Genomic DNA, 23,200 nt, shown 5'->3' with positions numbered 1-23,200 from the left:
CTCACATTTTAGCCTTTAAAAATTAATTTTTCATAACGCCTGATTTATCATATTTAAAAGCATTTTTGGCTAAACTCTCGCCCAAAAATAAGCAAAATAAAAGGTTAAATTTGAAAAGACTTAGTGTAAATGAAGCCATCGATCTTATAGAAAATGCACCGCTTTACGAGCTTGGCAAGATGGCGTTAGCTAGAAAAAAAGAGCTTCATCCAGAGGGTATAACAACCTTCATCGTAGATCGCAACATCAACTATACAAATGTCTGCTGGGTGGATTGTAAATTCTGTGCATTTTACCGCCACGCAAAAGAAGAAGACGCTTATGTGCTAAGTTTTGAGGAGATCGGCAAGAAGATCGAGGAGCTAATCGCCATCGGCGGCACTCAAATTTTATTTCAAGGTGGTGTTCATCCAAAGCTAAAGATCGAGTGGTACGAGGAGCTTGTGGGCTACATCAGCAAGCACTATCCAAGCATCACGATACATGGCTTCTCAGCCGTTGAGATCGACTACATAGCAAGAGTTTCAAAAATTTCTACAAAAGAGGTCTTAAGGCGTCTAAACCAAAAGGGCTTATACTCGATGCCGGGAGCTGGAGCGGAGATTTTAAGCGACAGAGTGCGTGACATCATCGCCCCTAAAAAGTGTGACACCGCAGACTGGCTTCGCATACACAAAGAGGCGCACGAGCTTGGTATAAAAACGACTGCTACGATGATGTTTGGCACGGTTGAGAGCACTCGCGAGATCGTGGAGCACTGGGAGCATATCAGAAATTTACAAGATGAAACGGCTGGATTTAGGGCATTTATACTTTGGAGCTTTCAAGGGCTAAATACAAAGCTCATGCAAGAATTTCCAGAGATCAAAAAGCAAAGCTCAAACGTCTATCTAAGGCTTCTTGCAGTCTCAAGGCTCTTTTTGGATAACTTTAAAAATATCCAAAGCAGCTGGGTCACGCAGGGCAGCTACGTAGGCCAGCTAGCGCTTCTTTTTGGTGCAAACGATCTTGGTAGCACGATGATGGAAGAAAACGTCGTAAAGGCAGCAGGGGCTAGCTTTAGGATGAATCAAGACCAGATGATCGAGCTTATAAAAGATGTCGGAGAAATTCCAGCTAAGCGCAACACAAACTACGATATTTTGGAGAAATTTTAGATGAAAATTTTAGATATCAATGTAAAAAATGTAAAAATCCCAGTCGTTTTTGAAAGCTCAAAAGCGATGCCAGTAGTGAGCCTAAAGTTAGTTTTCAAAGCAGCTGGCAGCTCACAAAATGGCAAGCTTGCAGGCCTTGCAAGACTAAGCGCAAATTTACTAAACGAGGGCGATATGAAGCTAGGCTCGGCTAAATTTGCCAAAGAGCTTGAAGTGCGGGCGATCAGCCTAAATGCAAGCTGCGGCTTTGAGACATTTTGCATAGATATAAACTGCTTAAAAGAGCACTTTGCCTTTGCGTGTGGCAAGCTAAAGGAGCTTATAAGCGCTCCAAATTTAACAGAAGAAATTCTAAATAGGTGCAAAACCGTCACACTTGGCGAGATCGCAGCAAATGAAAACGACTTTGACTACGTGGCAAGGCAGGGGCTTTTTGAGCTTTTATATCCAAAAAGTGTGCTTTCAGAGCCTAGTATCGGCACTAAAAAGAGCATAAAAGCGATCACGCTTGAAGATGTAAGCAAATTTTTAAATGAGCATTTAGACCTTTCAAATTTGCTTTGCGTGCTTGGTGGCGACATCGACGAGAAGCAGACAAAAGAGCTTGCTAGCGTTTTAGAGATCCTAAAACCTGGCAAGGTGCGAAAACTAGAGCGCTTTAGTCCAAGTGACAAGTGCGAAAGCAGCGAGATCATCAGGCAAAGCGAGCAGGCATACATCTACTTTGGCTCGCCATTTGATGTAAAGCCCGAAGAAAAATACAAGGCCGCAGTGGCGACATTTGTCTTGGGCGAGGGTGGCTTTGGCTCGAGGCTCATGGAGGAGATACGCGTGAAAAGAGGGCTTGCTTATAGCGCATACGCTAGAAATTTGCTAAATCTCTCTTACAGCCAGCTTTACGGCTACATGCAGACAAAAAATGAGAAAAAAGATGAGGCGATCGCCGTTATAAAAGAGGAAATTTTAAAATTTAGCAAAAAAGGCGTTAGCAAGGCCGAGCTTGAGCAGGCGAAGAAATTTTTACTTGGTTCGTTGCCGCTTAGGCTTGAGACGCTTTTTAAGCGCCTTGACATCGCGCAAGGCGAGTTTTACGAACATGGCGAGCTTGGGGCATTTTTAAAGGATCTGGATAAAATTTCAGCCCTTTCGCTAAGCGAACTAAATAGCTTCATAAAAGCCCACGCAGAGATAAATGAGCTAAGCTTTTGCGTTTTAAAAAATGAAATTTGAAGCAAGCGACAGAGCAAAACTTCTAAAAATAGGCGTGCTTAGCCTGCTTGACCTTGCTCTTGTGCTACCAAAGGGCTTTGAGGATACGACGATCGCCAAGAGCCCAAGAGAAGGGCAGGTCTGCATAAATGTAAAGATCACTTCGCTCGCCTCACGCCCTGGCATGCTGACAGCACTTGCCTTTTGCGAGCAGTGGCAAAGTAGTGTAAAGATCGTCATTTTTAACGCAAAGTCTTGGCACTACGGCGCTTTTAAGGTTAGCAAAGAGATGGCAATATATGGGCTTTGCTCCTACGCCTTTGGCTCGTGGCAGATCGTAAATCCAAAAATTACCACAAAAATAGGCCAGATCGTGCCTAAATTTAAGACCGAGCTAAAAGACGAAGAGCTAAAAAAACTCATCTTAAAATATCTAAATTTACAAAATTTACTAGCCGAGGGCTTAAATGAAAAAGAGGCTAAATTTCTAGCTGATTTGCAGCGGCTAGACGAGCAAAGCGTACAAATTTTATACCGCCTAAAAAACGAGGGCGAGGGCGTGGAAATCTTAAAATTTGTAGAAATTTTTAACTACATAAAAAAGCTAAGTGCTAAAAAAACCTACTTTAAAAGTCCAAAAATCAAGCTTTTTGACATAAACTCTTGGCTTAAGAGCTTGCCATTTACGCCGACAAATGATCAGCTAAACGCGATAAATGACATCAGAGACGACCTTAGCGCTGTGCAGGCAAAAAGGCGCGTCATAATGGGCGACGTGGGAAGTGGCAAAACGCTTGTGATCCTAGCGGCTGCGCTTAGCGTCTATCCGCAAAGTGCCATTTTGATGGCGCCAACAAGCATCTTAAGCGAGCAAATTTATAATGAAGCAAAGAGGCTACTACCGCCTTTTATGAATGTGATGTTGGTGCGAAGTGGGGAGAAAAAGATAGACTTTAGCGGGGCAAATTTGATCGTTGGCACGCATGCGCTTCTATTTCACGAGCTGCCAAACTCGCCGCTTGTTATGGTCGATGAGCAGCACCGCTTTGGCTCAAATCAGCGCAAAAAGATAGAAGAGCTTGCCTCAAGCGAGGACGAGCGAGCAAATTTCGTGCAGTTTTCAGCTACGCCAATACCTAGGACACTTAGTCTTATTCAGTCTGAGATCGTAAATTTTAGCTTTTTAAAGCAGATGCCGTTTAAGAAAAATATAATGAGCCAAATTTTAGGCGCTAGCGAGTTTGGCTTTTTGCTCGCTCACATCAAAAAGCAGCTTGCGGGCGGCTTTCAAGTGGCCATCATCTATCCGCTAGTCGAGAGTAGCGAGAGTTCAAACTACCAAAGTCTAAGCGAGGCGCAGGGCTTTTGGCTAAAGAATTTCAAAAATGTCTTCGTCACGCACGGCAAGGATAAAGAGAAAGAGGAAATTTTAAGGCGATTTAGAGAAGAGGGCGAAATTTTGCTCTCAACCACCGTTGTTGAGGTCGGCATCTCGCTACCAAGGCTAAATACGATAGTGATCGTGGGTGCTGAGAGGCTCGGTCTTGCCACGCTTCATCAGCTGCGAGGCAGGGTGGGGCGAAACGGCGGCGATGGATACTGCTTTTTATTTACCAAGCTAAAAGAGGCGCCAGCTAGACTAAAGGAATTTTGCGCGACAAATGACGGCTTTAAGGTGGCCGAGCTTGATCTGAAAAACCGCCAAAGCGGCGATATACTAAATGGCTTTTTCCAACACGGAGCGACCTTTAACTTCTACGACTACGAGGATGATATCACGCAGGTTGCAAAGGCTAGGGTGGCCGAGCTTAAAAATAAAGCTCAAATTTGATCTTGTGGGTTGTGTTAAATTTAGGTAGATGATTGCTTTTGGCTAAGAGGATATAAATTTGCGTCAAATTTAAGATGAGGACGCAAATTTTTACGGCTAGTTTTAAATTTGATAGAAAATGGCAACTATTACGTGGTTAATTTAGCTTTATCGCAATCGATCTTGTTTTTTTCAATATTGTTGTTAAAAAAAAGTTACTAACAAACCAAGTCTAGGCTCTCTGTGGCAAAATGGCTCAGGGTTTTAAAAATGTCTTTGTTTTTGCGCTATACCTAAATTTACCTTGCCTAGCAAATTTAACCTTTCGCAGGCTCTTTTTAAAATTTATATGAAATTTGATACGGCGGGATAAATTTTCTCTTTTTTATCGCTCACTTCCAAACTCCCATATCATCACCAATTATATCGCTGTTGCCCTCTTTTTGGCTAATCCAAACCCACTCTTTGACATTTTTAGTTATCCACTCGTTTTTAATGGCGTGTTTATAGACAAACAGACCCAAATTTGCTAAGTCATTTTCATTGCCTTTTGCGTGAAAGGTATTTTTATCAATTTTGATCAAGTCGCACTGCTTGGCAAGTTTGTCTAAATACTCATAGATCACATCTAGCTTATACTTTTTCTCTCTTAAAACCTTTTCTTCATCGATCACGATCTTTGTGCCTAGTAGTGGGTAAGCCATTGTTTTTCCTTTAAATTTATTTTGCATTTTAGCATTTATGGTTAGTAAATTTAAGTAGAAATTTTTAGATAAAACGACTATCTGCCCTTAAAAATTTAAGAGCAGATAAATTTAGAGTGGATAAGTGAGGCAGCAGTTTCTTTTTACTTCGTCGATGTAGCTTACGTTTAAATTTAGTCCGTAAAGCTGGCTTAAATTCTCGCTTCTAATTATCTCATCAACCGTGCCAAATCCAACCTCGCCATCACCCTTTACAAGAGCGACATATCCGCCAAGAAGCACGGCAAAGTCGGGATTGTGAGTGGTTAGCACGACCGAGTAGCCAAGCTCTTTTAGCCATTTGACGGTGCGTAGGAATTTATACTGGTTGCCAAAATCAAGCGCGCTCGTTGGCTCGTCAAATATGATCATCTTTGGCTGCGCAGCCATCGCACGAGCGATCATACACATCTGCTTTTGACCGCCACTCATCTGCGTGATAAAGCGATCCTCTAAGTACTCGATCTCAAGCTTTTTGGTATAAATTCTAGCGATCTCCTCATCCTCTTTGCTAGGTCTTGCAAAGATGCCAAGGTGCGCCGCACGTCCCATCGTGATAAACTCAAGCCCTGTGTAGTCGTACTCAGTAACCTCGCTTTGAGCGACGTATGCCATGATCTTAGCGCGCTCTTTGTTGCTTAGGCTATCTACGTTTTTACCATCAAGGAAAATCTCTCCTGAAACTGGCTTTAGCGAGCCGCTTATTAACCCTAAAGTTGTTGATTTGCCAGCTCCGTTTCGACCAAGTATGGTTAAAATTTCCCCAGCACCTATCTTTAAATTTACATTTTCTAGTTTGCCAGCCCCATTTGGGTAGCTAAAGTTTAAATTTCTAACTTCAAGCATCACGCAACCTTTTTATTTCGCCATAAAACCCAGACGAAAAATACCGTGCCGATAAAGCCAGTAAGTACGCCAAGAGGCACTTCGCTCACGCTTATGCTGCGTGCTAGAGTATCAACAAATAGCAAAAATATCGCACCCATAAATATACTTGCAGGCATACTTTTTATGTTATTTGCGCCAACTAGCATGCGCGCTAAGTGAGGCATAAGAAGTCCCACCCATGCGACTATGCCACTTATGCAGACGCTGCAGGCTGTAAGAAGCGTAGCGCAGATGATGATGACAGCGCGCTCAAAAGCCACATTTACGCCTAGTCTTGCTGCACTCTCGTCGCCAAGAGAGAGCAAATTTATACGCCAGCTCATGGCGATAAGTAAAATGGCGCAGATGATCATCACTGGAGCTACGTATATTAAGTTATCGCTATCAAGCTTTGCAAGGCTACCAAGCTGCCAATAAACAATGTCAGGTAGCTTTGTCTCAGGGTCTGCGACATATTTTAAAAAGCCGATTATTGAGCCCATGAGGCCACTTACAATGATACCAGAAAGAACCAGCATAAGCGTGCTCGCGCGCCCCATCATCTTAGGTATGGCTAGAGTGATAGCAACGGCTGCTAGGCCAAAGCCAAATGCAAAAATTTGTATCCAAAATAGCGATAGATCAAAGATAATGGCAGTTGCAGCACCCACGCAAGCGCCTGCTGATACGCCTAGAAGGTCAGGGCTTACAAGCTGGTTTTTAAAGACGCCTTGATAGGCTGCACCGCTCACGCTAAGAGCAGCACCGACTAAGATAGCGGCTATAATGCGCGGTATGCGTAAATTTTCTATCACATTTGTGATGTTACTAGCTGCCCCTTCGCCATAGCCAAAACCGTGAGCTAGCACGCTAAAGACGTCGTTAAAAGGTATGTAAAATCTACCAACGCCAAGGGCTACAAAGGCGCAAACAAGCGTTAGTAGAGCTAAAAAGATAACAACTATTGAAAAATTTGCGTTTTTCATATCTTACTTACTGCTACCATCTGGATTTAGGCCTTTTAAGATATAGCCATACTCTGTGTCGGTAAGCTCGTGACCTAAAAACTCTTTATAAAACTCTTTTGTTTTTACTTTCATATCGACATCTTTAAATAGATCTGGTTGGATAGTTTTTGCTGCCCATAAAATTTGAAGTACGTTTTCAGCACCATATCTATCCCAGCTAAATACACCTTTTGGGTTACCATAAACTTTGCCGTTTTTAACAGCGTTTGAGCCAGAGAATGCAGGGTGCTCTTTTATCTTTTTGATCTGTGCGTCTGTGTCATTGCCGCCAACGATGATGATATCAGGGTTTGCATTGATGATCTCTTCAGCGCTAACTTCGATCATTGAACCCTCAGTATTGATAGCATTTACACCGCCACCTAGCTTGATCCAAGTGTTTTGGATGGTGTTTGTACCATCAATTTTTAGCAAATTTGCGCCACCAAGAAGGTGAAGTACTTTTGGACGTTTAGCGTCAGGGATGCTTTTTGTTCTTGCTGTTACAAACTCAGAGTTATCGTGGATTTTATTAGCAAGTTTTTCAGCTTTTTTTCTAGCATCATCAGTGCCTATGACTTCAGCTGTTGCGTAGATGCTTTTCTCCATATCTGGATAGTCTCTAAAGATCAAATTTACCGCGCTAAAGCCATTTTTGATAAGTTCATCTTGAAAATTTTTGTTATACACTATGATAACGTCAGGTGCAAGTTTAACAAGCTCTTCGATCTGAAGGTCTTTACCGTTTAGTGCAGCTGGTAAATTTTTAAGTCTTGGATAGATGTGCTCAAACCACTTGTTGTTTTTGATCAGATCAGTTGTGGCTACAACCTTATCCATACCGCCAAGTGCTAGGATGATCTCGTTGTTTGCATTCCATAGTGCAGCGATCTTCTCAACTTTTTCTGGGACGCTTACTTTGACACCTTTCATATCTGTGATGCTTCTAGCAGAGTCAGCTGCGCTTAGGCTAAGAGCTGTAAAAAGCGAAGCAACAAGGCCTATTTTAGCCACTTTGTGCATGAAATTCATTTGCATATTTTTTCCTTTTTTCGTGTGAAATAGTTTTGTCGATATATTACTGCTATTTACATTAATATTATGTAAAATTTGCATATACATTGTGAAAAATTTGCATATTATTGTAAATTTCTATAAAACTAATAGGATAAATATTCTCCTTTTATTGATATATGTCATTAGTCACTATTTTGAAATAAGATAAACTTTCTCCTAAATTTTAAAAAAGGAGAATCAATGCGTGAATACAAAAGATACTGGCTCGCATTTGTTGCTGTGCTGGTAGTTTGCTTTAGTATTTTAGGCTACTATGGCGTTGAGGTTTATAGAAATTCGCCTCCAGTTGTAAATTTCACTGACGAAAATGGCAAGGTCGTGATCGACAAAGAGAGTATCTATAAAGGTCAAGAGGCTTGGCAAAGCATAGGCGGTATGCAGGTTGGCTCTGTTTGGGGGCATGGGGCATATCAAGCGCCTGATTGGAGTGCGGACTGGCTTCACAAAGAGCTAGTTGCCTTTTTAGAGATCAAAGCTGATGAAATTTATCATCTAAAATACGCTGATCTAAATGACGAGCAAAAAGCAAATTTAAAGGTTTTGCTCAAAAAAGAGTATAGAGAAAATAGCGTAAAGGACGATAAATTTGTGCTAAGCGCTGATAGGCTAAAGGCAATAAGTCAAGTAGCTAGCGAGTATGCTGCGCTTTTTGGTAATGACCCTAAATTTAAGCCTTTAAGAGAAGCTTATGCGATGAAAGAAAATACGCTTCCAAATGCTAGCGACAGAGCTGATCTTAACAACTTCTTCTTCTGGTCAGCCTGGGCGACAGCGACAAACAGACCTGGTAGCGAGGCAACCTATACAAACAACTGGCCGCACGAACCACTAATCGATAACGTGCCAACAAGTGAGAATGTCTTTTGGTCGATTGCAAGCGTCGTGATACTTCTAGCTGGCGTTGGCTTGCTTGTTTGGTTTAGCTCATTTTATGGCAAAAAAGACAATGAAAAGCTTGAGCCTATCAGTGAAGATCCACTTAAAAAGCTAAATTTAACACCATCACAAAAGGCGCTTAAAAAGTATCTCTTTGTCACGCTAGCGCTATTTGCGTTTCAAATTTTAATAGGCGGCTTTACGGCTCACTACACAGTCGAAGGACAAGAATTTTATGGCATAAATTTATCAGCCTACATTCCTTATTCACTTGCTAGAACGTGGCATATACAAGCTAGTATCTTCTGGATAGCGACTGGATTTTTAGCAGCTGGACTATTTTTAGCCCCTATCATAAATGGCGGCAAGGATCCAAAGTTTCAAAAGCTTGGCGTTGATCTGCTCTTTTACGCGCTACTTTTCCTTGTAGTTGGCAGTTTTGTGGGTGAATATTTAGCTATCGCAAACATCATGCCTATAAATTTAAGCTTCTGGCTTGGACATCAAGGATATGAATATATCGATCTTGGACGAGTTTGGCAGATCATTTTGTTTGTCGGTCTTGTCATCTGGATGCTTCTGCTTCTTCGTGGATTTGCAGGCGGGTTTAAAAACAAAGGCGATAAAAATTTACTAACTATCTTTGCTATGTCAGCGGTTGCGGTTGGCTTGTTTTACGGAGCAGGGCTATTTTATGGTCAAAGAAGTCCGCTTCCAGTGATGGAGTACTGGCGCTGGTGGGTTGTACACCTTTGGGTCGAGGGCTTTTTTGAGGTGTTTGCGACAGCCTCACTTGCCTTTGTCTTTGTTTCTTTGGGTCTTGTCTCAAAAAGATTTGCGACATTTTCAACGCTTGCAAGTGCGTCACTCTTTATGATAGGCGGGATCCCAGGCACCTTCCATCACCTCTACTTTGCAGGCACTACAACGCCTATAATGGCTATTGGTGCAAGCTTTTCAGCGCTTGAGGTCGTGCCTTTGGTCTTGCTTGGAGCTGAGGCGTATGAGCACTACAAACTCCAGTTTGCTCAAAGCTGGGCTAAAACGCTTAAGTGGCCACTTTACTGCTTTATCGCAGTTGCCTTTTGGAATATGCTAGGCGCTGGTGTCTTTGGATTTTTGATAAATCCTCCAATTTCACTATTTTACATTCAGGGACTAAATACAACACCAGTTCACGGACACGCGGCACTATTTGGTGTTTATGGATTTTTGGCACTTGGCTTTGTTTGGCTTGTGGCTACTTATCTATTTAAAGGGCAAGAATTTGATGAAAATCTGATGAAAGTTGGCTTTTGGGGACTAAATGCAGGACTTATGCTAATGATCGTGCTTTCACTACTTCCAATAGGAATTTATCAAGCATTTGCAAGCTTGGAGCAGGGCATGTGGTATGCAAGAAGTGCTGAGCTTTTACAGCAGTCACACTTACAAAATTTAAGATGGCTAAGGATGCTTGGCGATACGGTTTTGATAATCGGCGGCATCTGCTTCTTTGCTCAGCTTTTAAAATTTATGCTTAATAAAAAGGCTTAAATTTATGGGGGCGCTTTGCCCCTTTATTTAAGCTATCTTTTCATAAAATAGTGCAAATTTAAAGGATAGAAATGATGACATTTTTAAAGAGAATTTGCGTTACATTTGTTGTGCTTTTGCACCTATTTTTGGCGTTTTTGGTTGATTTTTCATTTCCGCACTACGCAAGCGTGCAGATAACTGGTGGCGACGTAAAACGCATGGATAAAGATGGCATAATAGACGCCAAAAACCCAGCCGATGGGCCTGTAAGAGATGTCTACTTCATCTACACAAAAGATGCGAAAAACGCTGAAAAAGTTATGGCTTATAGAAACGAAGATACGGCGTGGGGCTTTCCATTTTATTTTAAATTTAACTCAGCCGACATCCAAGCTAAGGCTCAAGGCTTTACAAATAGCGATAAAAACGTCACTATCAAATACTATGGATATAGAATTTCTATGCTAAACGAGTTTAGAAACGCGATCTCGATAAAAGATAGCGGCACAAACACCAGCTGGCCTATCGCTAGCTACGTGCTTTACTTTATTTTATTTATCTCGCTCATCATCTGGATAAGAAAGATAAATAAGGCTTTTGCGCCAAAAGTTGAAAATTTAGAGATGAAAAAAGAGACTCTTTAATGCAAAAAAAAGGGGGGGCTAGATCAGCCCTTTTTGTTTATTAGATCAATGAGCCTAACATCTTCACTTCTTACGATTAGGCTCTTTGGCATGTTAAATTTAGCTATCACTTCGCACTCTTTCTCTCTCATCTGCCCATCATCTTTTTCGTGATCATATCCCAAGATATGCAGCAAGCCATGTGTAAAAAGTAGTGCAGTTTCGGCCTCTTCGCTGTGATTTAGCTCGGCTGCTTTTTCTTTTACCATATCTTTGTTTATGACGATTGAGCCAAGTGGGGCGTGTATGACAAGCTCAAGGGGGAAGCTTAAGACGTCAGTGGTTTTGTCTATGCCACGCTCAGATCTATTTAGTTCTCTCATCTCATCTTTGTTGATAAAAAGCAGCTCAACTTCACCAGGCGTTAGATATGAGCAAATTTGATCTAAAATTTCTGGATAACTCTCTTCGCAAAGTATCATTTTTGGCTTGTCCTTAGTAAATTTTTGTATAATTTTAGCAAATTTAAAGGGCAAAATATGAAAAAAGCAGTTTGTATAATGAGCGGCGGTATGGATAGCACGCTTTGCGCTGTGATGGCAAAGAGGGCTGGATATGATGTGGTCGCACTTCATTTTGACTATAACCAAAGAACAATGAAGCGAGAAAAGCGCGCGTTTGATGAGATCTGTGAGCGACTGGGCGTGGTTAAAAAGATAAATTTAGATGTTAACTTCATTGCTCAAATAGGCGGAAATTCGCTAACTGATAAGAGCATGCAGATAAGAAAAGATGGCGTTAGTAAGGACGTGCCAAACACCTACGTGCCGTTTAGAAATGGCGTATTTATCTCAATCGCCGCCGCACTTGCCGAAAAAGAAGGAGCGCAGGCGATCTACATAGGCGTGGTCGAGGAGGATAGCTCTGGGTATCCTGACTGCAAAGAGAGCTTTATAAAAAGCATAAATGAGGCGATAAATTTAGGCACGTCGGCTGATTTTTCTTGCGAGATCGTCACACCGCTTGTAAATTTAAGCAAGGCTGATATCGTCTCAAAGTCGCTTGAGCTTGGCTCACCAATAGAGCTAACATGGAGCTGCTACGAGAGCGAGGATGAGGCGTGCGGGCTTTGTGATAGTTGCAGGCTAAGGCTAAATGGCTTTAAAAAAGCAAACGCCGTTGATAAAATCCCTTATAAAAAGTGAAATTTGCCTTGAAATTTAAAAGCTAGCTACTATAAATTTAGTAGCTAGCCTAAAATTTACTCTAAATTTAGCTCGCTTATCTGTTTTGCAAGCTTCTCTTTGTACTCTTTTAAAGACGTTTTTATGATGTTTGAAAAGTCATCATTTGTCACTAGAAAATAAAACTCAGAGCGCTTAAGATCGGTCTTTATCTCTTTGTCTTTGACGCTTAAAAGTGTGTCTATATCCATATTTAGCCCAACCTTGCTAAAACCAAGCGATATGTACGACCAAAATTTGACTATCCTTGCGCTTGCGGTGAGCGTGTTTTCATCGATTAGGCTTTTGTCTTTTACGACTTGATAGCCGTTTTCCTTAAAGGCCTCCTCTATGCGCGACCTTAACACTGAGCTCACGTTTTGGTTGTTTTCTAAGATAACGTTCCACAGCCCTTTGCCATAGCCATTTCTCGTCCTGCCGATGTATTTTTGCTTCTCTTTTGCGCTAACTTCATTTACATTGTGCTTGTATAAAGATGGGATGCTTGCTTGTTTTGGGTCGTTTTCAAAAGCCCTCACATCCTTGACACTTTCGATGTAAATTTTGGTCTTTTTACTAATGTTTGAAGGTACTTGCTCATCAGGTAAGGTGACAAATATCCCCTTTGGAGCGCAGCCACAAAGCATAAAGGCGGCAAATATCGCGAGTAATAAATTTTTCATTTTCATCCTTTTAAATAAATTTCAAATGTAAATCGTTTTTTTATAAATTTTATTAACTCTTTGTACCAAATTTCAAATTTTATATTTTGATATCCATAATCATAAAACCTTAAATTTAATAACTAAAATTTAAATTTAACTTTTCTTGACTGCTATCAACCAAAATGGTTAGCCACCTAGGATAAAATCCGCTTAAATTTTTAAATTTACAAGGAGAGACGATGAAAGATATGAAGATGTTTTGCCATCAGTGCGAGATGAGTGCTGAGGATGGATGCGGTGCAAAGGGCCAGCCTATGGGCACCTGTGGCAAGAGTGACACGCTAGCACTTTTGCAAGATACGATGGTTTTTGGCTTAAAAGGCCTTAGCGCATACCGCCACCACGCACACGAGCTTGGCGCTGATACTAGCAACGTTGATCGCGTTATGGCTGATACGCTTTATTTTACGCTTACAAACTCAAATTTCAACTTCGATGAGCACATCAAGCAGCTTCTTGAAGTAGGTGGTGCTGGCGTTGAGGTGATGAACCTACTAAGCGAGGCTCACACGGCCAAATTTGGCATCCCAACACCAGTTAGAGTGAGCCAAAACAAGGTCGAGGGCAAGGCGATCTTAGTAAGCGGACACAATTTGCACGCTCTAAAAGCACTACTTGAAGCGACAAAAGATAAAGGCATCAACATCTACACTCACTCAGAGATGCTCCCAGCTCACGGATACCCAGAACTACGCAAGTACAGCCACCTAAAAGGCAACGTCGGCAAGGCGTGGTTTGACCAAACTAAGCTATTTAACGAATTTAAAGGTGCGATACTAATGACAACAAACTGCATCGTGCCACTACGCTCAAACTGCACATACGCTGACAGACTATTTGGCTACTCGATCGCAGGTACAAACGGCGTAAAACACATCGAAAACGACGACTTCACACCACTTATCGAGTGCGCTTTAGCTTGCGGCGACGTTAGCGGCTTTGATAGCGACGAGAGCCTAGTGACTGGCGGCCACTACAAGACTATCCTAACTTTAGCCCCTCAAATTTTAGACGCGATTAAGACTGGTAAGATCCGCAGATTTTTCGTGATCGCTGGCTGTGACGCGCCTGGCAAGGGACGTGAGTATTATAGAGAGCTAGCTGCTAGCCTTCCAAAAGACTGCGTGATACTTACTTCAAGCTGTGGTAAATTTAGATTTAACGATATCGACTTTGGCAACGTCCCAGGCACCGAGCTACCACGCTACATCGACCTTGGCCAGTGCAACGACAGCAACGGCGCAGTTAAAATAGCTCTTGCACTAAGCGAGGCAACAGGCATCGCAGTAAATGACTTGCCAGTTTCTATCGTGCTAATGTGGATGGAGCAAAAAGCGGTCATCATCTTGCTAGCGCTATTTAGCCTTGGTATCAAAAATATCAACGTAGGACCAAGCTTGCCTAAATTTTTCAATGAAGAGATCATAAATTTCTTAGTAGATAAATTTAACGTTAGACCAATTAGCGGCGACGCGCAAGCTGATCTAAAATACTTCTTAGGTGAGTAAAAAACTGCCAGGGCTTAGGCTCTGGCTCTAAATTTAAAAGAGTCCGCCTTGCTCTTTGCTTTGACTTAAGCTATCAAGCAGATCTTCTTTTTTGCAAAGCACAAGGGCGTAGACGAAATTTTGTAGCTTCTTTATCTCGTCTAAATTTTCATAAAAAATGGCGTTTTCAACCTTTAGTGTGCTATCTTTTGGCAGACAAAATTTAAGTTCGCTCTCGCTGAAATTTCGCCTTAGAAATATGCTTTCAGTCAAAAATAGCTCCTCGTCTTCTTCAGCTATCACCGCCCTAAAACTGCTACCAAAACTAACTGGCTTAAAGTCTTTGTCGATAAAGACTGGGTCAAAGTGCGATGAAATCCTGCTCTCTGTCACTTTAAAGCCGATATTGTTTTTCTTAAGATAGCCAAGAAGTCCGCAAAACATCCCAGCAAAAACTCTAGGGATGGATAAATTTTGATAGTATTTGTCATCGTAAATTAGCGTCGTAAAAAAGATCGAGCTTGGATTTAGCACGCTTATGTTTGTGTCAGTCCATGCTGTCTCGTAAAGTAGCGAGAGCCTTTGAAGTATCCTTGTATCGTCGCTAAAAAATGTGTCAAATAAATTTGCATGAAAAATTTTGTAAAAAAGCTCGGTCAAATTTTCAGGTATGACGTGGGCGTTTTTTTCGAGGTGTGACTTCTCTAAAAGCGCTTTTATAAAGGGATTGACCGCGCAAAATTTGATATTTTTGTGGATCGCCTCAAAGCGCATGAGCTTGATGATAGCCGTTTGCAGGCTTGCTACCTTGATAAAGGCTATCTCGTCGTCGCTTGGCGTGATCTCTTCTTCGCTAATGATAGCGTAGGCACCTTGCTTTATCGCAGGTGCGATCTGATCGCTTTGCGTGGCGATGAGAGCGTAGCCTCGTTTTATGTTTTTAGCCTCAAACGCGAAGCTAGTCACGCTTGATATGCTTGGGTTGTTTAAAATTTGCCCATTTATTATGTGGGTTAAATTTTCTATCGTCATTTAGCCAACGATCGCGCCGTTTTTGACCTTGGCCTGCGTGCCAAGAAGCGTTAGCGAGCCGTCTGATGCGCTTAGGATCATGCCTTGTGAGACATATTTTTTCATCATTGTTCGCTCTTTTAAATTTGCTAAAACGCAAACTTGCTTGCCCACAAGCGAGCTAGGCTCGTAGTATTTGGCGATGCCTGATAAAATTTGACGTGGCTGCTCCTCGCCAAGATCTATCTTAAATTTAAGCAGCTTCTCACTGCCCTCAACCCTCTCACACTCGAGCACTTCGCCAACTTTTATCACGATCTTGGCAAAGTCATCGATGCTAATGATACCTTCTTCTTTTTTCTCCTCTTTTGGCTCAGCTTTTGCCTCTACTTTTGCTTCTTCTTTTGGCTTGCTTGCCTCGCCCATTAGCTCTTTTTCTATCCTTGGGAAAAGTGGCTCAGTAGCTTTTGCCACAAAATTTGAAATTTCATTTTTTAATACAAGACTTTCGTAAGAAACCGTATCTATGCTAAAGCCAAGCGTATCAGCTATCTTAGCGCAAGTTTTTGGCATAGCTGGGCTAAGTAGTATCGCCACTTTTGCAAGTAAATTTGCACAAAGTGCCACAAGTGCATTTGCCTCGTCACTTTTGCCAGCTTTTACAAGCGACCATGGCTCATACTTCGCAACGGCTGCGTTTGCAAGTGTTACGACCTTCCAAAGATCCTCTAAGTAGCGGTTCGTCGCTAAATTTTCTAAATTTTTAATAGCCTCATCAAGATAGCCCTCCGCCTCATCAAGCTCGGCTTTGTGAAATTTGATCACGTCTTTTGAGTCGATCTTGTAGTCGCTATACTTTGCGCTCATTCCTACTATACGGCTTAGCAAGTTGCCAAGTCCATTGCCAAGCTCTGAGTTTATGCGCTCGATCAAGGCTTTTTGGCTGTAGTCACCATCTTGACCAAATGGCACCTCTCTAAGCAAAAAGTATCTGAAATTTTCAAGTCCATAAGCGTTTGCGACCTCTCTTGGGTTTATGACGTTGCCCTTGCTTTTGCTCATCTTTTCGCCATCTATCGTCCACCAGCCGTGCGCTGCGACGTGTTTTGGTAGTGGCAAGCCAAGGCTCATCAAAAATGCCGGCCAATAAACTGCGTGAAAACGCAAAATATCCTTGCCAACGATGTGTGTGGTATGCGGCCAAAAGTCCATTCTAGCATTATCTCTTGAGTATCCTAGTGTTGTTAAGTAGTTTATGAGCGCATCAAGCCAGACGTACATAACGTGCTTGTCGTCGTTTGCGCTCTTTGGTAGCTTTATACCCCAGTCAAAGCTTGTTCTTGTCACAGAGAGGTCTTTTAGTCCGCCTTTTACAAAGCTTACGACCTCGTTTTTCTTGCCCTTTGGGATGACGCAAAGCTCGTCGTTTTCATACCATTTTAAAAGCGCGTCTTCATATTTTGAAAGTTTGAAAAAGTAGCTCTCTTCTTTAACCAAAGATGTCACGCGGCCGCAGTCTGGACAGCGGTTGTCCTCAAGTAGGTCTCTTTGGTTAAAAAATGTCTCGCAGCTAACGCAGTAAAAGCCCTCGTATTCGCCTTTGTAGATATCGCCGTTTGCTTGCATCTTTTCAAAGACATTTTGCACGGTTTGCTTGTGCTCTTCGTCGGTTGTCCTTATAAAATGGTCGTAGCTTATCTCAAATTCATCCCAAAGCGATCTAAATTTCGCACTGATCTCATCTGCGTACTCTTTTGGCGTTTTGCCTCTAGCGCGAGCTGCTTGCTCGATCTTTTGACCATGCTCATCTGTACCAGTCATAAAGTAGGTCTCTTTGCCTTGCAAGCGGTTAAATCTAGCCAGCGTATCAGCGATGATAGTCGTGTAGGCGTGGCCGATGTGTGGCACGTCATTTACGTAATAAATCGGAGTGGTTATATAAGCTTTTTCTTTCATATTTTTCCTTTAAATTTAAAAATCAAATCCGCCGTCACTGCCGGTGTTGCCTTTTGACATCGAGTTGTAGCAGCTATTTACATACTCTATCCTCGTCTCGCAGTCAAAAAATGCCTCGCAGTTAAAACAGCTTTTGCGACCTTTTTGCTCTTGGCACTCTTGCATGATTTTAGCCTTTTGCTTTAGGGCTAGCTCAAATGCGTCAAGTGGTTCGTTTGCTTGTGCTTCTTGCATTATTTTTGCTCGTAAAATTTATGCAAAAGAGAAATTTCATCACGTGAGCCAAAGAAGCATGGCGTAGTTTGGTGAATTTTTTCTATTTTTATATCAAAGAGTGTTTGGTTTTTGCCGTTTGAGGTTGCGCCCTTTGCATTTTCATATATGAAGGCAAAAGGGAGCACCTCAAAGACAACCCTTAGCTTGCCATTTGGATGATCGCTCGTTGCTGGGTAGCTAAAAAGACCGCCGCCTTTTAGTAAAATTTGATGCAAGTCGCTCACCATCGCACCTGAGTATCTTAGCCTGTAGCCCTCGTTAAATAGCTCGTTTATGAAGTTTCTATGCGTTTGGCTCCAGCCTTTTTGCGTAGCTCCTGTGGCGTTTAGCTTGCCTTTTTCTTTTAGCTCAAGCTCTTTTACAAATTTAAACTCACCATCTTTGCCAAGCCTATAAAATTTAGGCAAAGCGCCCTTTTTCTCAGCAATTACTAGCTCAAGTCTTGGACCATAGATGCTGTAAGCTGCGGCTATTAAATTCTCTGGTTTTACCTCGTCTTCGTAGATGCCAAAGATCGAGCCAACGGCGAAATTTACATCAACTAAGCTTGAGCCATCTAGTGGATCGTAAGCGATGATAAATTTAGCGTTTTTATTTATCTCAAGCTCGTCCTCTTTCTCTTCGCTAATTAGCGCTTTTACGCATGAAAGCTGCTTAAATTTAGCCGTGATGATCTCGTCGCTTTTGACATCAAGCTTTAGCTGGGTGTCGCCAGTTGCGTTTTCGTGAGTTGTGTAGCCAAGATCGGCGTATTTTATGACCTCGCTTATCTCTTTTGCGATATCTTTTATTGTGTTAAAAATTTGGTTTAGTTCTTGCATTATACAGCCTTTGCATTTTTGATTATCCACGCACAAATGGCGTCTATATCGTCTAAATTTAGATTTGTGATCTCGTAGGGGATTTGCTTTTTATAAGTGGCGATCGCATCTGAAAAGCTAAGATATGCTTCATCGATCTCGCCTCTAAAGACGCTTAGTCTTGGCAGTGGCAGTGTCTTTAGCCCCTCGACTAAGAGCATGTCAAACTCGCCGATCATCCTTATGACCTCGTCTATGCCTTGCGAGCTTTGCGAAAAGTAAGTCGTTCTAGTCGGACTCATCACGACTACGTCAGCTCCTGCCTGAGAAAATTTAAAGCTATCTTTGCCTTCAACGTCAAATTTGGCCTTGTCGCCTGGGTCGTGCTTGACTACAACGACCTTTAGCCCATCATCTATAAATTTTTTTGCGACTTTTAAGATAAGCGTCGTTTTTCCGCTATTTGAAGGGCCAGAAAAAGCAATGGCAAGTCTTTTCATAAGAGCCTTTTTCGTTAAAATTTCTTGCGATTATAGCTCATATTGGCTTTAAAATTTATGAGTGAAATTTAAAAAATAAAATGCTAAAATGCGAGAAAATTTAATGTTTTAAGAGTTTTTATGAGAAAATTTACACTATTTTTTATATTTGTTTTGATGATATTTGGTTGTGCTGATCAAAAAGTGATCGTGCATGAGCCACTAAAAAATGAGCTTTTAGCCTACACAAGCAAGAGCGAGATCATCGATGGCACCGATAGAACGCTTATAATTGCAACCTATTTAAATCCTATATATAACTCAAATTTAGACGAGAGCAAAGAACACTTTTTAGTAGCCATAAACCCAAAAGAGCATGCGCAAAATTTGAGCAATATAAAGGTAAATGGTGACTCAAATGCCACAAGCGCAAGGCTGCTTGATGAAAGTGACGAGATGCTTAAATTTGCTGGATTTTCTATGCCTTGGGCGGTCTATTATGAAGTGACCGCACCAAGCAAGCAAAGCGACGATCTCGCACTTAGTTTCGAAATTTATCAGTCAAAGCCGGTTTTGTTAAATTTTCGAAAAGTTGCGAAATCTTTATACTGGAACCATTAAGCGCCATATAGATCACATAGTTTGCAAGCACCTTCTTGCCGTAGTTTCTAGTCTCAGCCACTGGGACTAGCTCGATAGATAAAAATGGCTCAAATTTCCCCTCTTTAAACATATCATCTCTTGTGATGACCTTTTTGGTAAAACCGATACCACCGTTATACGCGTAGGCCGTAAAGAGCGGATGGTAAAGAAATTTATCAAGGTAGTTTAGGTGGTGATTTGCAAATTTAAATGCAACATCAGTTTTAAAAAGATCGTCTTGGTCAAAATTTGGAATTTTTAGCTCTTTTTTGCCGATCGCATTTGCAAGAAATGGCATAAACTGCATCATGCCAAGGGCGTAAGAGGTAGAAACGACGCTTGGGATAAAGAGGCTCTCTTGCCTTGCTAGTGCGTAGATCATCGACTTTCGCTCAGTGCTGATGCCCTCAAGCTCAGGCGAGCTTGGCATCAAAAAGTACTGCTTCTCCCAGCCATGCGCCTTTTGCATGAAGTATGCGTATGCGCCGATACTTTCGTTTGTGTAAAATCTCATCGCAAATTCGCTTGCCTGCGTGGCGTTCATATCCTTTGCAAGGGACGTGGTTTTGTTCCATAAAAATGGATCGCTCACGTCAAAATTTTCGATATTTTGCTTGCTAGGCCTTGGCACGATCACCTCAAGTGGCTCGCCACCGACCAAATCTCTTGCGTAAAGTGAGTAGATATTTGCATCTTTGCTAGCACTTAGCTCTTTTAAAAAGCTCTCATCGCCGCTTAGTTCATACTGCCAAAATGTGGCATTGTCTCTTTGCCAAGCCCTATCAAAGGTGCTTTTAGCTCTTGTGAAAAAACTAAATGCAACGTCATTTTGACCTAGCAAGATGGCGTTTAGCCCAAGTGTAAATGCATCGCTTTTTTCAGTTACAGCTGGGTCTATGCTAAGTAAATTTCTTCTAAAGCTTTCATATTTTTTATTAAATACGACGTCATTTAGTAAATTTGTAAAGCCCTTTTGCATGTAGAGCTTATTCATAAAATTTGCTTCAAAATTTACGCTAAAAAGAGCACTTTTACTTTGCGGATTTGAAGCGTTAAAAAGCTCTAAAAAGCTCTTTGTATTGTTTGTATTTGCAAAGCTAAGAGCCGGGTTTGGCTCGTTTAAAGTGCGTAAAATTCTAGCTTTTTCTGGATTTGTATTTGCAAGATTTGCCGCTAAAATTTCACGAGTTTTGCTATCAAGTTTTAGAGAAAAGCTCATCGTTGTTAGTAAATTTTGGCAAGCCAAACTAGCACTTGTGATGTTGCTTGCGCTTATGCCAGGGCATTTGCTAGGAGCTGCTTTTGGAGGTAAAATTTTGTTGATTGATTTTTGAACTAAGCCACTTTTTCTAAAAACGTCGCGTGAAAGCTCAGCTATCTGCTCTTTTGTGTAGCTGCCCTCGTTTATAAGGCGGTTTATATAGTAGTCTTTTGCAAGGCTTTTTGGCTCGTTTTTTAGCTCCTCGTAGGTGTAAATTTTAGCCAAAAGAGCAACGCAGGCCAGAGAGATGATACTAAAGAGACGCAGCAAAAACAAATAAAAGCCTTATTAGAAATTGACTTAAAAATTGAAGTGCCAAAAGCACGATGAGTGGGGCAAAGTCGATGCCGTTAAATTCTGTTTTTATATAGCGTCTAATGAAGCTATAAACAGGATCAGTCAGTCTGTAAAGTAGCTGCACGATAGGCGAGCTAGGATCAGGCTTGACCCAGCTAACAAGCGCTGCTGCGATGATGATCCACGTATAGACATTGACGATGATGCTTAAGATGTTTGCGATCGCTGTAAATAGTGTCGAAAGTATCATTTTTGCTCCTAGATTAAAATTTTGCCTAGATCATCTTTGATAAGTGGATAGAGCTCGCTTAACTCAGGGCCGTGAAGGTCGTTTGTAAGCAGCGCACGTAGCGGCATGAAAAAGTTTTTACCTTTTAAATTTGTAGCGCTCATAAGCTCTTTTTTAAACTCATCAAATGTTTCGCACGGTTTTAAATTACGAGCTGTTTTTTTTATGATCTCAAATTCGTTTTTATACTCATCTGGAGCTATTTTTGGTGAGTATATAGCCTCTACTTTTGCCTTTATCTCAGGCACAAGAGAGCTTTCCTGAGTGTAAAATTTAACTAGCTCAACCTTGCTCTCATCCACGCCAAAGATCTCTTTTATGCGCTCTTTTGAGGCAAGTTTGATGTGCTCTCTATTTATCTGCTCAAGTTTTTTCACGTCAAATCTAGCGGGCGAGCGCGAAATTTTGGTTATATCAAACCACTTTACTGCATCTTCTATCGTAAAAATTTCAGTTGGGGTTTTATTGCCAAGAAGTATCAGATAGTTTGCGATCGCCTCAGGTAAAAATCCCTGCTCAAAGAGCCATTTTACGCTTGATTCGTTCTCGCGTTTGCTCATTTTTTTGCCCTCTATATTTAAAAGGATAGGCAAATGCGCGTAGTTCATCTTGCCGGTGTAGCCAAGTCCCTCGCGTATGAGGTCTTGCTTTGGTGTGTTGCTCACGTGATCCTCGCCGCGTATGACAAAGGTGACGCCCTCAAGCATATCATCAACCGCGCATGCGAAGTTGTAGGTCGGAGTTTTGTCTGCTCTCATGATGACAAAGCTATCAACGGCCTCTGGCTCGAAGCTTAGCTCGCCTTTGATGGCGTCTGTAAAGCTCATCGTGCCGGCAGGCTTTTTCATGCGGATAACAAATGGCTTTTCGCAGTTTAAAACTTCAGCGTCGCTTAGTCTCTCGCAGGTGCCGTCATATCTATATGCCACGCCTTGCTCTTTTGCCTTTTGCTTTTTAGCTTCTAGCTCTTCTTCGGTGCAAAAGCAGGCAAAGGCCTTTTTGTCGATGAGGAGCTTTGATGCAAGCTGCCTGTGGAATTTTAAATTTTCACTTTGGATGTAAATTTGCTCTGGTTTTATACCAAATTTGCTTAAAATTTCTAAGATATCTTTCTCTTTTCCTTCGATATTTCGCTCTTTGTCGGTATCTTCTATGCGTAAAATAAAGCCACTTTTATCTTGCAAAGAACAAATATAGTTGAAAATAGCAGCACGTAAATTTCCTATGTGCATATCTCCTGTTGGAGAGGGTGCAAAACGATACATAAGCTCATTCCTTACGTTAAATTTGAAGTTTGGATTATAACACTAGCTTGATAAATTTAAAGTTATGTAATTTTAAATTTTTAGGCTAAGCAAAGCATATTTTTTATAAAATCCGCACGAAAATTTAACTATTTATAGGAGAAAGCAATGAGTTTTATAAGCGAATTTAAAGAATTTGCAATGCGCGGAAATGTCATAGATATGGCAGTTGGTGTTGTTATCGGTGGGGCATTTGGAAAGATCGTCTCATCACTGGTTGGTGATATTATCATGCCAGTTGTTGGTGTTGTAACAGGCGGTGTAAATTTCACTGATCTTAAGCTAACACTAAAAGAAGCAGTCGATAGTGCGCCTGCTGTTACGATAAACTATGGCTCATTTATACAAACAATGGTTGATTTCTTAATCATCGCATTTTGTATCTTTTGTGTCATAAAAGCTCTAAATTCACTTAAGAAAAAACCAGTCGAAGAGGCACCATCAGAGCCTGAAACTCCAGCTGATATAGCACTTCTGACTGAGATCAGAGATCTTCTTAAAAAATAAATTTTTTAATCAAAGGGAGAAAGCTCCCTTTGAAATCCGTTAAATTTTGTCCTATT

The 23,200-nt window shown here is 41.4% G+C and carries 23 protein-coding genes; 9 read left to right on the top strand and 14 right to left on the bottom strand.

The window, feature by feature from the left end:
- Positions 1 to 110: 110 nt before the first annotated feature.
- Genes CVS86_RS07250 through recG form a run of 3 tightly spaced genes read left to right on the top strand, consistent with a single transcriptional unit; the run spans position 111 to position 4,197 of the window.
- Positions 111 to 1,157: a dehypoxanthine futalosine cyclase gene (locus CVS86_RS07250; RefSeq protein WP_107791446.1), complete on the top strand. Its 1,047-nt coding sequence runs from the start codon at positions 111 to 113 to the stop codon at positions 1,155 to 1,157.
- Positions 1,158 to 2,387, top strand: a complete 1,230-nt coding sequence (locus tag CVS86_RS07245; protein ID WP_107791445.1) for a M16 family metallopeptidase — start codon at positions 1,158 to 1,160, stop codon at positions 2,385 to 2,387.
- Positions 2,377 to 4,197, top strand: a complete 1,821-nt coding sequence (recG, locus tag CVS86_RS07240) for an ATP-dependent DNA helicase RecG (RefSeq protein ID WP_107791444.1) — start codon at positions 2,377 to 2,379, stop codon at positions 4,195 to 4,197. The genes CVS86_RS07245 and recG overlap by 11 nt, the downstream gene beginning before the upstream one ends.
- A gap of 371 nt (positions 4,198 to 4,568) precedes the next feature.
- Here the strand turns inward: recG and CVS86_RS07235 are convergent, their stop codons facing one another.
- The 4 genes from CVS86_RS07235 to CVS86_RS07220 form a co-directional block, all read right to left on the bottom strand.
- The gene (locus tag CVS86_RS07235; RefSeq protein ID WP_103629938.1) at positions 4,569 to 4,880 is read right to left on the bottom strand and encodes a hypothetical protein; all 312 of its coding nucleotides are present in this window, start codon (positions 4,878 to 4,880) and stop codon (positions 4,569 to 4,571) included.
- Between the two features lie 111 nt (positions 4,881 to 4,991).
- Positions 4,992 to 5,765: an ABC transporter ATP-binding protein gene (locus CVS86_RS07230; RefSeq protein WP_009294599.1), complete on the bottom strand. Its 774-nt coding sequence runs from the start codon at positions 5,763 to 5,765 to the stop codon at positions 4,992 to 4,994.
- Positions 5,765 to 6,772 (bottom strand): FecCD family ABC transporter permease, encoded by a 1,008-nt coding sequence (locus tag CVS86_RS07225; RefSeq protein ID WP_002940127.1) that lies wholly within the window; start codon positions 6,770 to 6,772, stop codon positions 5,765 to 5,767. The genes CVS86_RS07230 and CVS86_RS07225 overlap by 1 nt, the downstream gene beginning before the upstream one ends.
- Before the next feature lie 3 nt (positions 6,773 to 6,775).
- A complete protein-coding gene (locus CVS86_RS07220; RefSeq protein ID WP_107791443.1) occupies positions 6,776 to 7,831 on the bottom strand; it encodes an ABC transporter substrate-binding protein in 1,056 nt (351 codons plus the stop codon).
- A gap of 219 nt (positions 7,832 to 8,050) precedes the next feature.
- Between CVS86_RS07220 and CVS86_RS07215 the strand changes: the two genes are divergently transcribed.
- Together CVS86_RS07215 and CVS86_RS07210 are read left to right on the top strand one after the other, a co-directional pair.
- Complete coding sequence (locus CVS86_RS07215) at positions 8,051 to 10,282, top strand: nitric-oxide reductase large subunit (protein WP_107791442.1); 2,232 nt, start codon at positions 8,051 to 8,053, stop codon at positions 10,280 to 10,282.
- 71 nt (positions 10,283 to 10,353) lie between these two features.
- On the top strand, positions 10,354 to 10,908 hold the full coding sequence (locus CVS86_RS07210) for a DUF1523 family protein (RefSeq protein ID WP_107791441.1): 555 nt from the start codon (positions 10,354 to 10,356) through the stop codon (positions 10,906 to 10,908).
- 23 nt (positions 10,909 to 10,931) lie between these two features.
- Here CVS86_RS07210 and ybeY read toward each other — a convergent pair whose 3' ends face one another.
- Complete coding sequence (ybeY, locus tag CVS86_RS07205) at positions 10,932 to 11,369, bottom strand: rRNA maturation RNase YbeY (protein WP_107791440.1); 438 nt, start codon at positions 11,367 to 11,369, stop codon at positions 10,932 to 10,934.
- Between the two features lie 24 nt (positions 11,370 to 11,393).
- Between ybeY and queC the strand changes: the two genes are divergently transcribed.
- Positions 11,394 to 12,092: a 7-cyano-7-deazaguanine synthase QueC gene (queC, locus tag CVS86_RS07200; RefSeq protein ID WP_107791439.1), complete on the top strand. Its 699-nt coding sequence runs from the start codon at positions 11,394 to 11,396 to the stop codon at positions 12,090 to 12,092.
- Positions 12,093 to 12,148: 56 nt separating this feature from the next.
- On the opposite strand, the gene CVS86_RS07195 is transcribed toward queC, so the two are convergent.
- Entirely contained in the window at positions 12,149 to 12,793 is a 645-nt protein-coding gene (locus tag CVS86_RS07195) for a flagellar biosynthesis protein (protein WP_107791438.1), read from the bottom strand.
- A gap of 221 nt (positions 12,794 to 13,014) precedes the next feature.
- On the opposite strand from CVS86_RS07195, the gene hcp reads away from it, so the two are divergent.
- Positions 13,015 to 14,343, top strand: coding sequence for a hydroxylamine reductase (gene hcp, locus CVS86_RS07190; protein WP_002940097.1), 1,329 nt, complete (start codon positions 13,015 to 13,017; stop codon positions 14,341 to 14,343).
- Between the two features lie 33 nt (positions 14,344 to 14,376).
- Here hcp and CVS86_RS07185 read toward each other — a convergent pair whose 3' ends face one another.
- The 5 genes from CVS86_RS07185 to mobB are packed head-to-tail and all read right to left on the bottom strand — an operon-like array spanning position 14,377 to position 18,865.
- Positions 14,377 to 15,354, bottom strand: a complete 978-nt coding sequence (locus tag CVS86_RS07185) for a ferrochelatase (RefSeq protein ID WP_107791437.1) — start codon at positions 15,352 to 15,354, stop codon at positions 14,377 to 14,379.
- Positions 15,355 to 17,289, bottom strand: coding sequence for a methionine--tRNA ligase (metG, locus tag CVS86_RS07180; RefSeq protein ID WP_107791436.1), 1,935 nt, complete (start codon positions 17,287 to 17,289; stop codon positions 15,355 to 15,357).
- A gap of 15 nt (positions 17,290 to 17,304) precedes the next feature.
- On the bottom strand, positions 17,305 to 17,523 hold the full coding sequence (locus CVS86_RS07175) for a hypothetical protein (protein ID WP_002940116.1): 219 nt from the start codon (positions 17,521 to 17,523) through the stop codon (positions 17,305 to 17,307).
- Complete coding sequence (locus CVS86_RS07170; RefSeq protein ID WP_002940090.1) at positions 17,523 to 18,386, bottom strand: class 1 fructose-bisphosphatase; 864 nt, start codon at positions 18,384 to 18,386, stop codon at positions 17,523 to 17,525. The genes CVS86_RS07175 and CVS86_RS07170 overlap by 1 nt, the downstream gene beginning before the upstream one ends.
- Positions 18,386 to 18,865 carry a molybdopterin-guanine dinucleotide biosynthesis protein B gene (gene mobB, locus CVS86_RS07165; RefSeq protein WP_021092954.1) on the bottom strand — a complete coding sequence of 160 codons (480 nt, stop codon included), beginning with the start codon at positions 18,863 to 18,865 and terminating at the stop codon, positions 18,386 to 18,388. The genes CVS86_RS07170 and mobB overlap by 1 nt, the downstream gene beginning before the upstream one ends.
- Positions 18,866 to 18,985: 120 nt before the next feature.
- Between mobB and CVS86_RS07160 the strand changes: the two genes are divergently transcribed.
- Complete coding sequence (locus CVS86_RS07160; RefSeq protein ID WP_103590827.1) at positions 18,986 to 19,465, top strand: hypothetical protein; 480 nt, start codon at positions 18,986 to 18,988, stop codon at positions 19,463 to 19,465.
- On the opposite strand, the gene CVS86_RS07155 is transcribed toward CVS86_RS07160, so the two are convergent.
- The 3 genes from CVS86_RS07155 to gltX are packed head-to-tail and all read right to left on the bottom strand — an operon-like array spanning position 19,386 to position 22,598.
- Positions 19,386 to 21,023: a lytic transglycosylase domain-containing protein gene (locus CVS86_RS07155; protein WP_107791435.1), complete on the bottom strand. Its 1,638-nt coding sequence runs from the start codon at positions 21,021 to 21,023 to the stop codon at positions 19,386 to 19,388. The two genes, CVS86_RS07160 and CVS86_RS07155, sit on opposite strands and share 80 nt — an antisense overlap.
- Complete coding sequence (locus CVS86_RS07150; protein ID WP_103629952.1) at positions 21,001 to 21,294, bottom strand: YggT family protein; 294 nt, start codon at positions 21,292 to 21,294, stop codon at positions 21,001 to 21,003. The genes CVS86_RS07155 and CVS86_RS07150 overlap by 23 nt, the downstream gene beginning before the upstream one ends.
- 8 nt (positions 21,295 to 21,302) lie before the next feature.
- A complete protein-coding gene (gene gltX / locus CVS86_RS07145; protein WP_107791434.1) occupies positions 21,303 to 22,598 on the bottom strand; it encodes a glutamate--tRNA ligase in 1,296 nt (431 codons plus the stop codon).
- 147 nt (positions 22,599 to 22,745) lie between these two features.
- Here gltX and mscL point away from each other — a divergent pair, with 147 nt between their 5' ends.
- Positions 22,746 to 23,144, top strand: coding sequence for a large-conductance mechanosensitive channel protein MscL (gene mscL / locus CVS86_RS07140; protein ID WP_107791433.1), 399 nt, complete (start codon positions 22,746 to 22,748; stop codon positions 23,142 to 23,144).
- The last annotated feature ends 56 nt before the right edge of the window (positions 23,145 to 23,200 follow it).

This window comes from Campylobacter concisus, assembly GCF_003048605.1.
GTDB lineage: Bacteria > Campylobacterota > Campylobacteria > Campylobacterales > Campylobacteraceae > Campylobacter_A > Campylobacter_A concisus_BM.
The sequence above is the reverse complement of the archived record's forward strand: the minus strand, read 5'-3'. Positions and strand labels throughout refer to the sequence as shown.

What these genes read in the sequence shown, in the direction of transcription:
- CVS86_RS07245 (WP_107791445.1), top strand. Translation starts at nt 1,158, where the DNA reads ATGAAAATTTTAGATATCAATGTAAAAAATGTAAAAATCCCAGTCGTT.
- recG (WP_107791444.1), top strand. Translation starts at nt 2,377, where the DNA reads ATGAAATTTGAAGCAAGCGACAGAGCAAAACTTCTAAAAATAGGCGTG.
- CVS86_RS07235 (WP_103629938.1), bottom strand. Translation starts at nt 4,880, where the DNA reads ATGGCTTACCCACTACTAGGCACAAAGATCGTGATCGATGAAGAAAAG.
- CVS86_RS07230 (WP_009294599.1), bottom strand. Translation starts at nt 5,765, where the DNA reads ATGCTTGAAGTTAGAAATTTAAACTTTAGCTACCCAAATGGGGCTGGC.
- CVS86_RS07225 (WP_002940127.1), bottom strand. Translation starts at nt 6,772, where the DNA reads ATGAAAAACGCAAATTTTTCAATAGTTGTTATCTTTTTAGCTCTACTA.
- CVS86_RS07220 (WP_107791443.1), bottom strand. Translation starts at nt 7,831, where the DNA reads ATGCAAATGAATTTCATGCACAAAGTGGCTAAAATAGGCCTTGTTGCT.
- CVS86_RS07215 (WP_107791442.1), top strand. Translation starts at nt 8,051, where the DNA reads ATGCGTGAATACAAAAGATACTGGCTCGCATTTGTTGCTGTGCTGGTA.
- CVS86_RS07210 (WP_107791441.1), top strand. Translation starts at nt 10,354, where the DNA reads ATGATGACATTTTTAAAGAGAATTTGCGTTACATTTGTTGTGCTTTTG.
- ybeY (WP_107791440.1), bottom strand. Translation starts at nt 11,369, where the DNA reads ATGATACTTTGCGAAGAGAGTTATCCAGAAATTTTAGATCAAATTTGC.
- CVS86_RS07195 (WP_107791438.1), bottom strand. Translation starts at nt 12,793, where the DNA reads ATGAAAAATTTATTACTCGCGATATTTGCCGCCTTTATGCTTTGTGGC.
- hcp (WP_002940097.1), top strand. Translation starts at nt 13,015, where the DNA reads ATGAAAGATATGAAGATGTTTTGCCATCAGTGCGAGATGAGTGCTGAG.
- CVS86_RS07185 (WP_107791437.1), bottom strand. Translation starts at nt 15,354, where the DNA reads ATGACGATAGAAAATTTAACCCACATAATAAATGGGCAAATTTTAAAC.
- metG (WP_107791436.1), bottom strand. Translation starts at nt 17,289, where the DNA reads ATGAAAGAAAAAGCTTATATAACCACTCCGATTTATTACGTAAATGAC.
- CVS86_RS07175 (WP_002940116.1), bottom strand. Translation starts at nt 17,523, where the DNA reads ATGCAAGAAGCACAAGCAAACGAACCACTTGACGCATTTGAGCTAGCC.
- CVS86_RS07170 (WP_002940090.1), bottom strand. Translation starts at nt 18,386, where the DNA reads ATGCAAGAACTAAACCAAATTTTTAACACAATAAAAGATATCGCAAAA.
- mobB (WP_021092954.1), bottom strand. Translation starts at nt 18,865, where the DNA reads ATGAAAAGACTTGCCATTGCTTTTTCTGGCCCTTCAAATAGCGGAAAA.
- CVS86_RS07160 (WP_103590827.1), top strand. Translation starts at nt 18,986, where the DNA reads ATGAGAAAATTTACACTATTTTTTATATTTGTTTTGATGATATTTGGT.
- CVS86_RS07150 (WP_103629952.1), bottom strand. Translation starts at nt 21,294, where the DNA reads ATGATACTTTCGACACTATTTACAGCGATCGCAAACATCTTAAGCATC.
- gltX (WP_107791434.1), bottom strand. Translation starts at nt 22,598, where the DNA reads ATGTATCGTTTTGCACCCTCTCCAACAGGAGATATGCACATAGGAAAT.
- mscL (WP_107791433.1), top strand. Translation starts at nt 22,746, where the DNA reads ATGAGTTTTATAAGCGAATTTAAAGAATTTGCAATGCGCGGAAATGTC.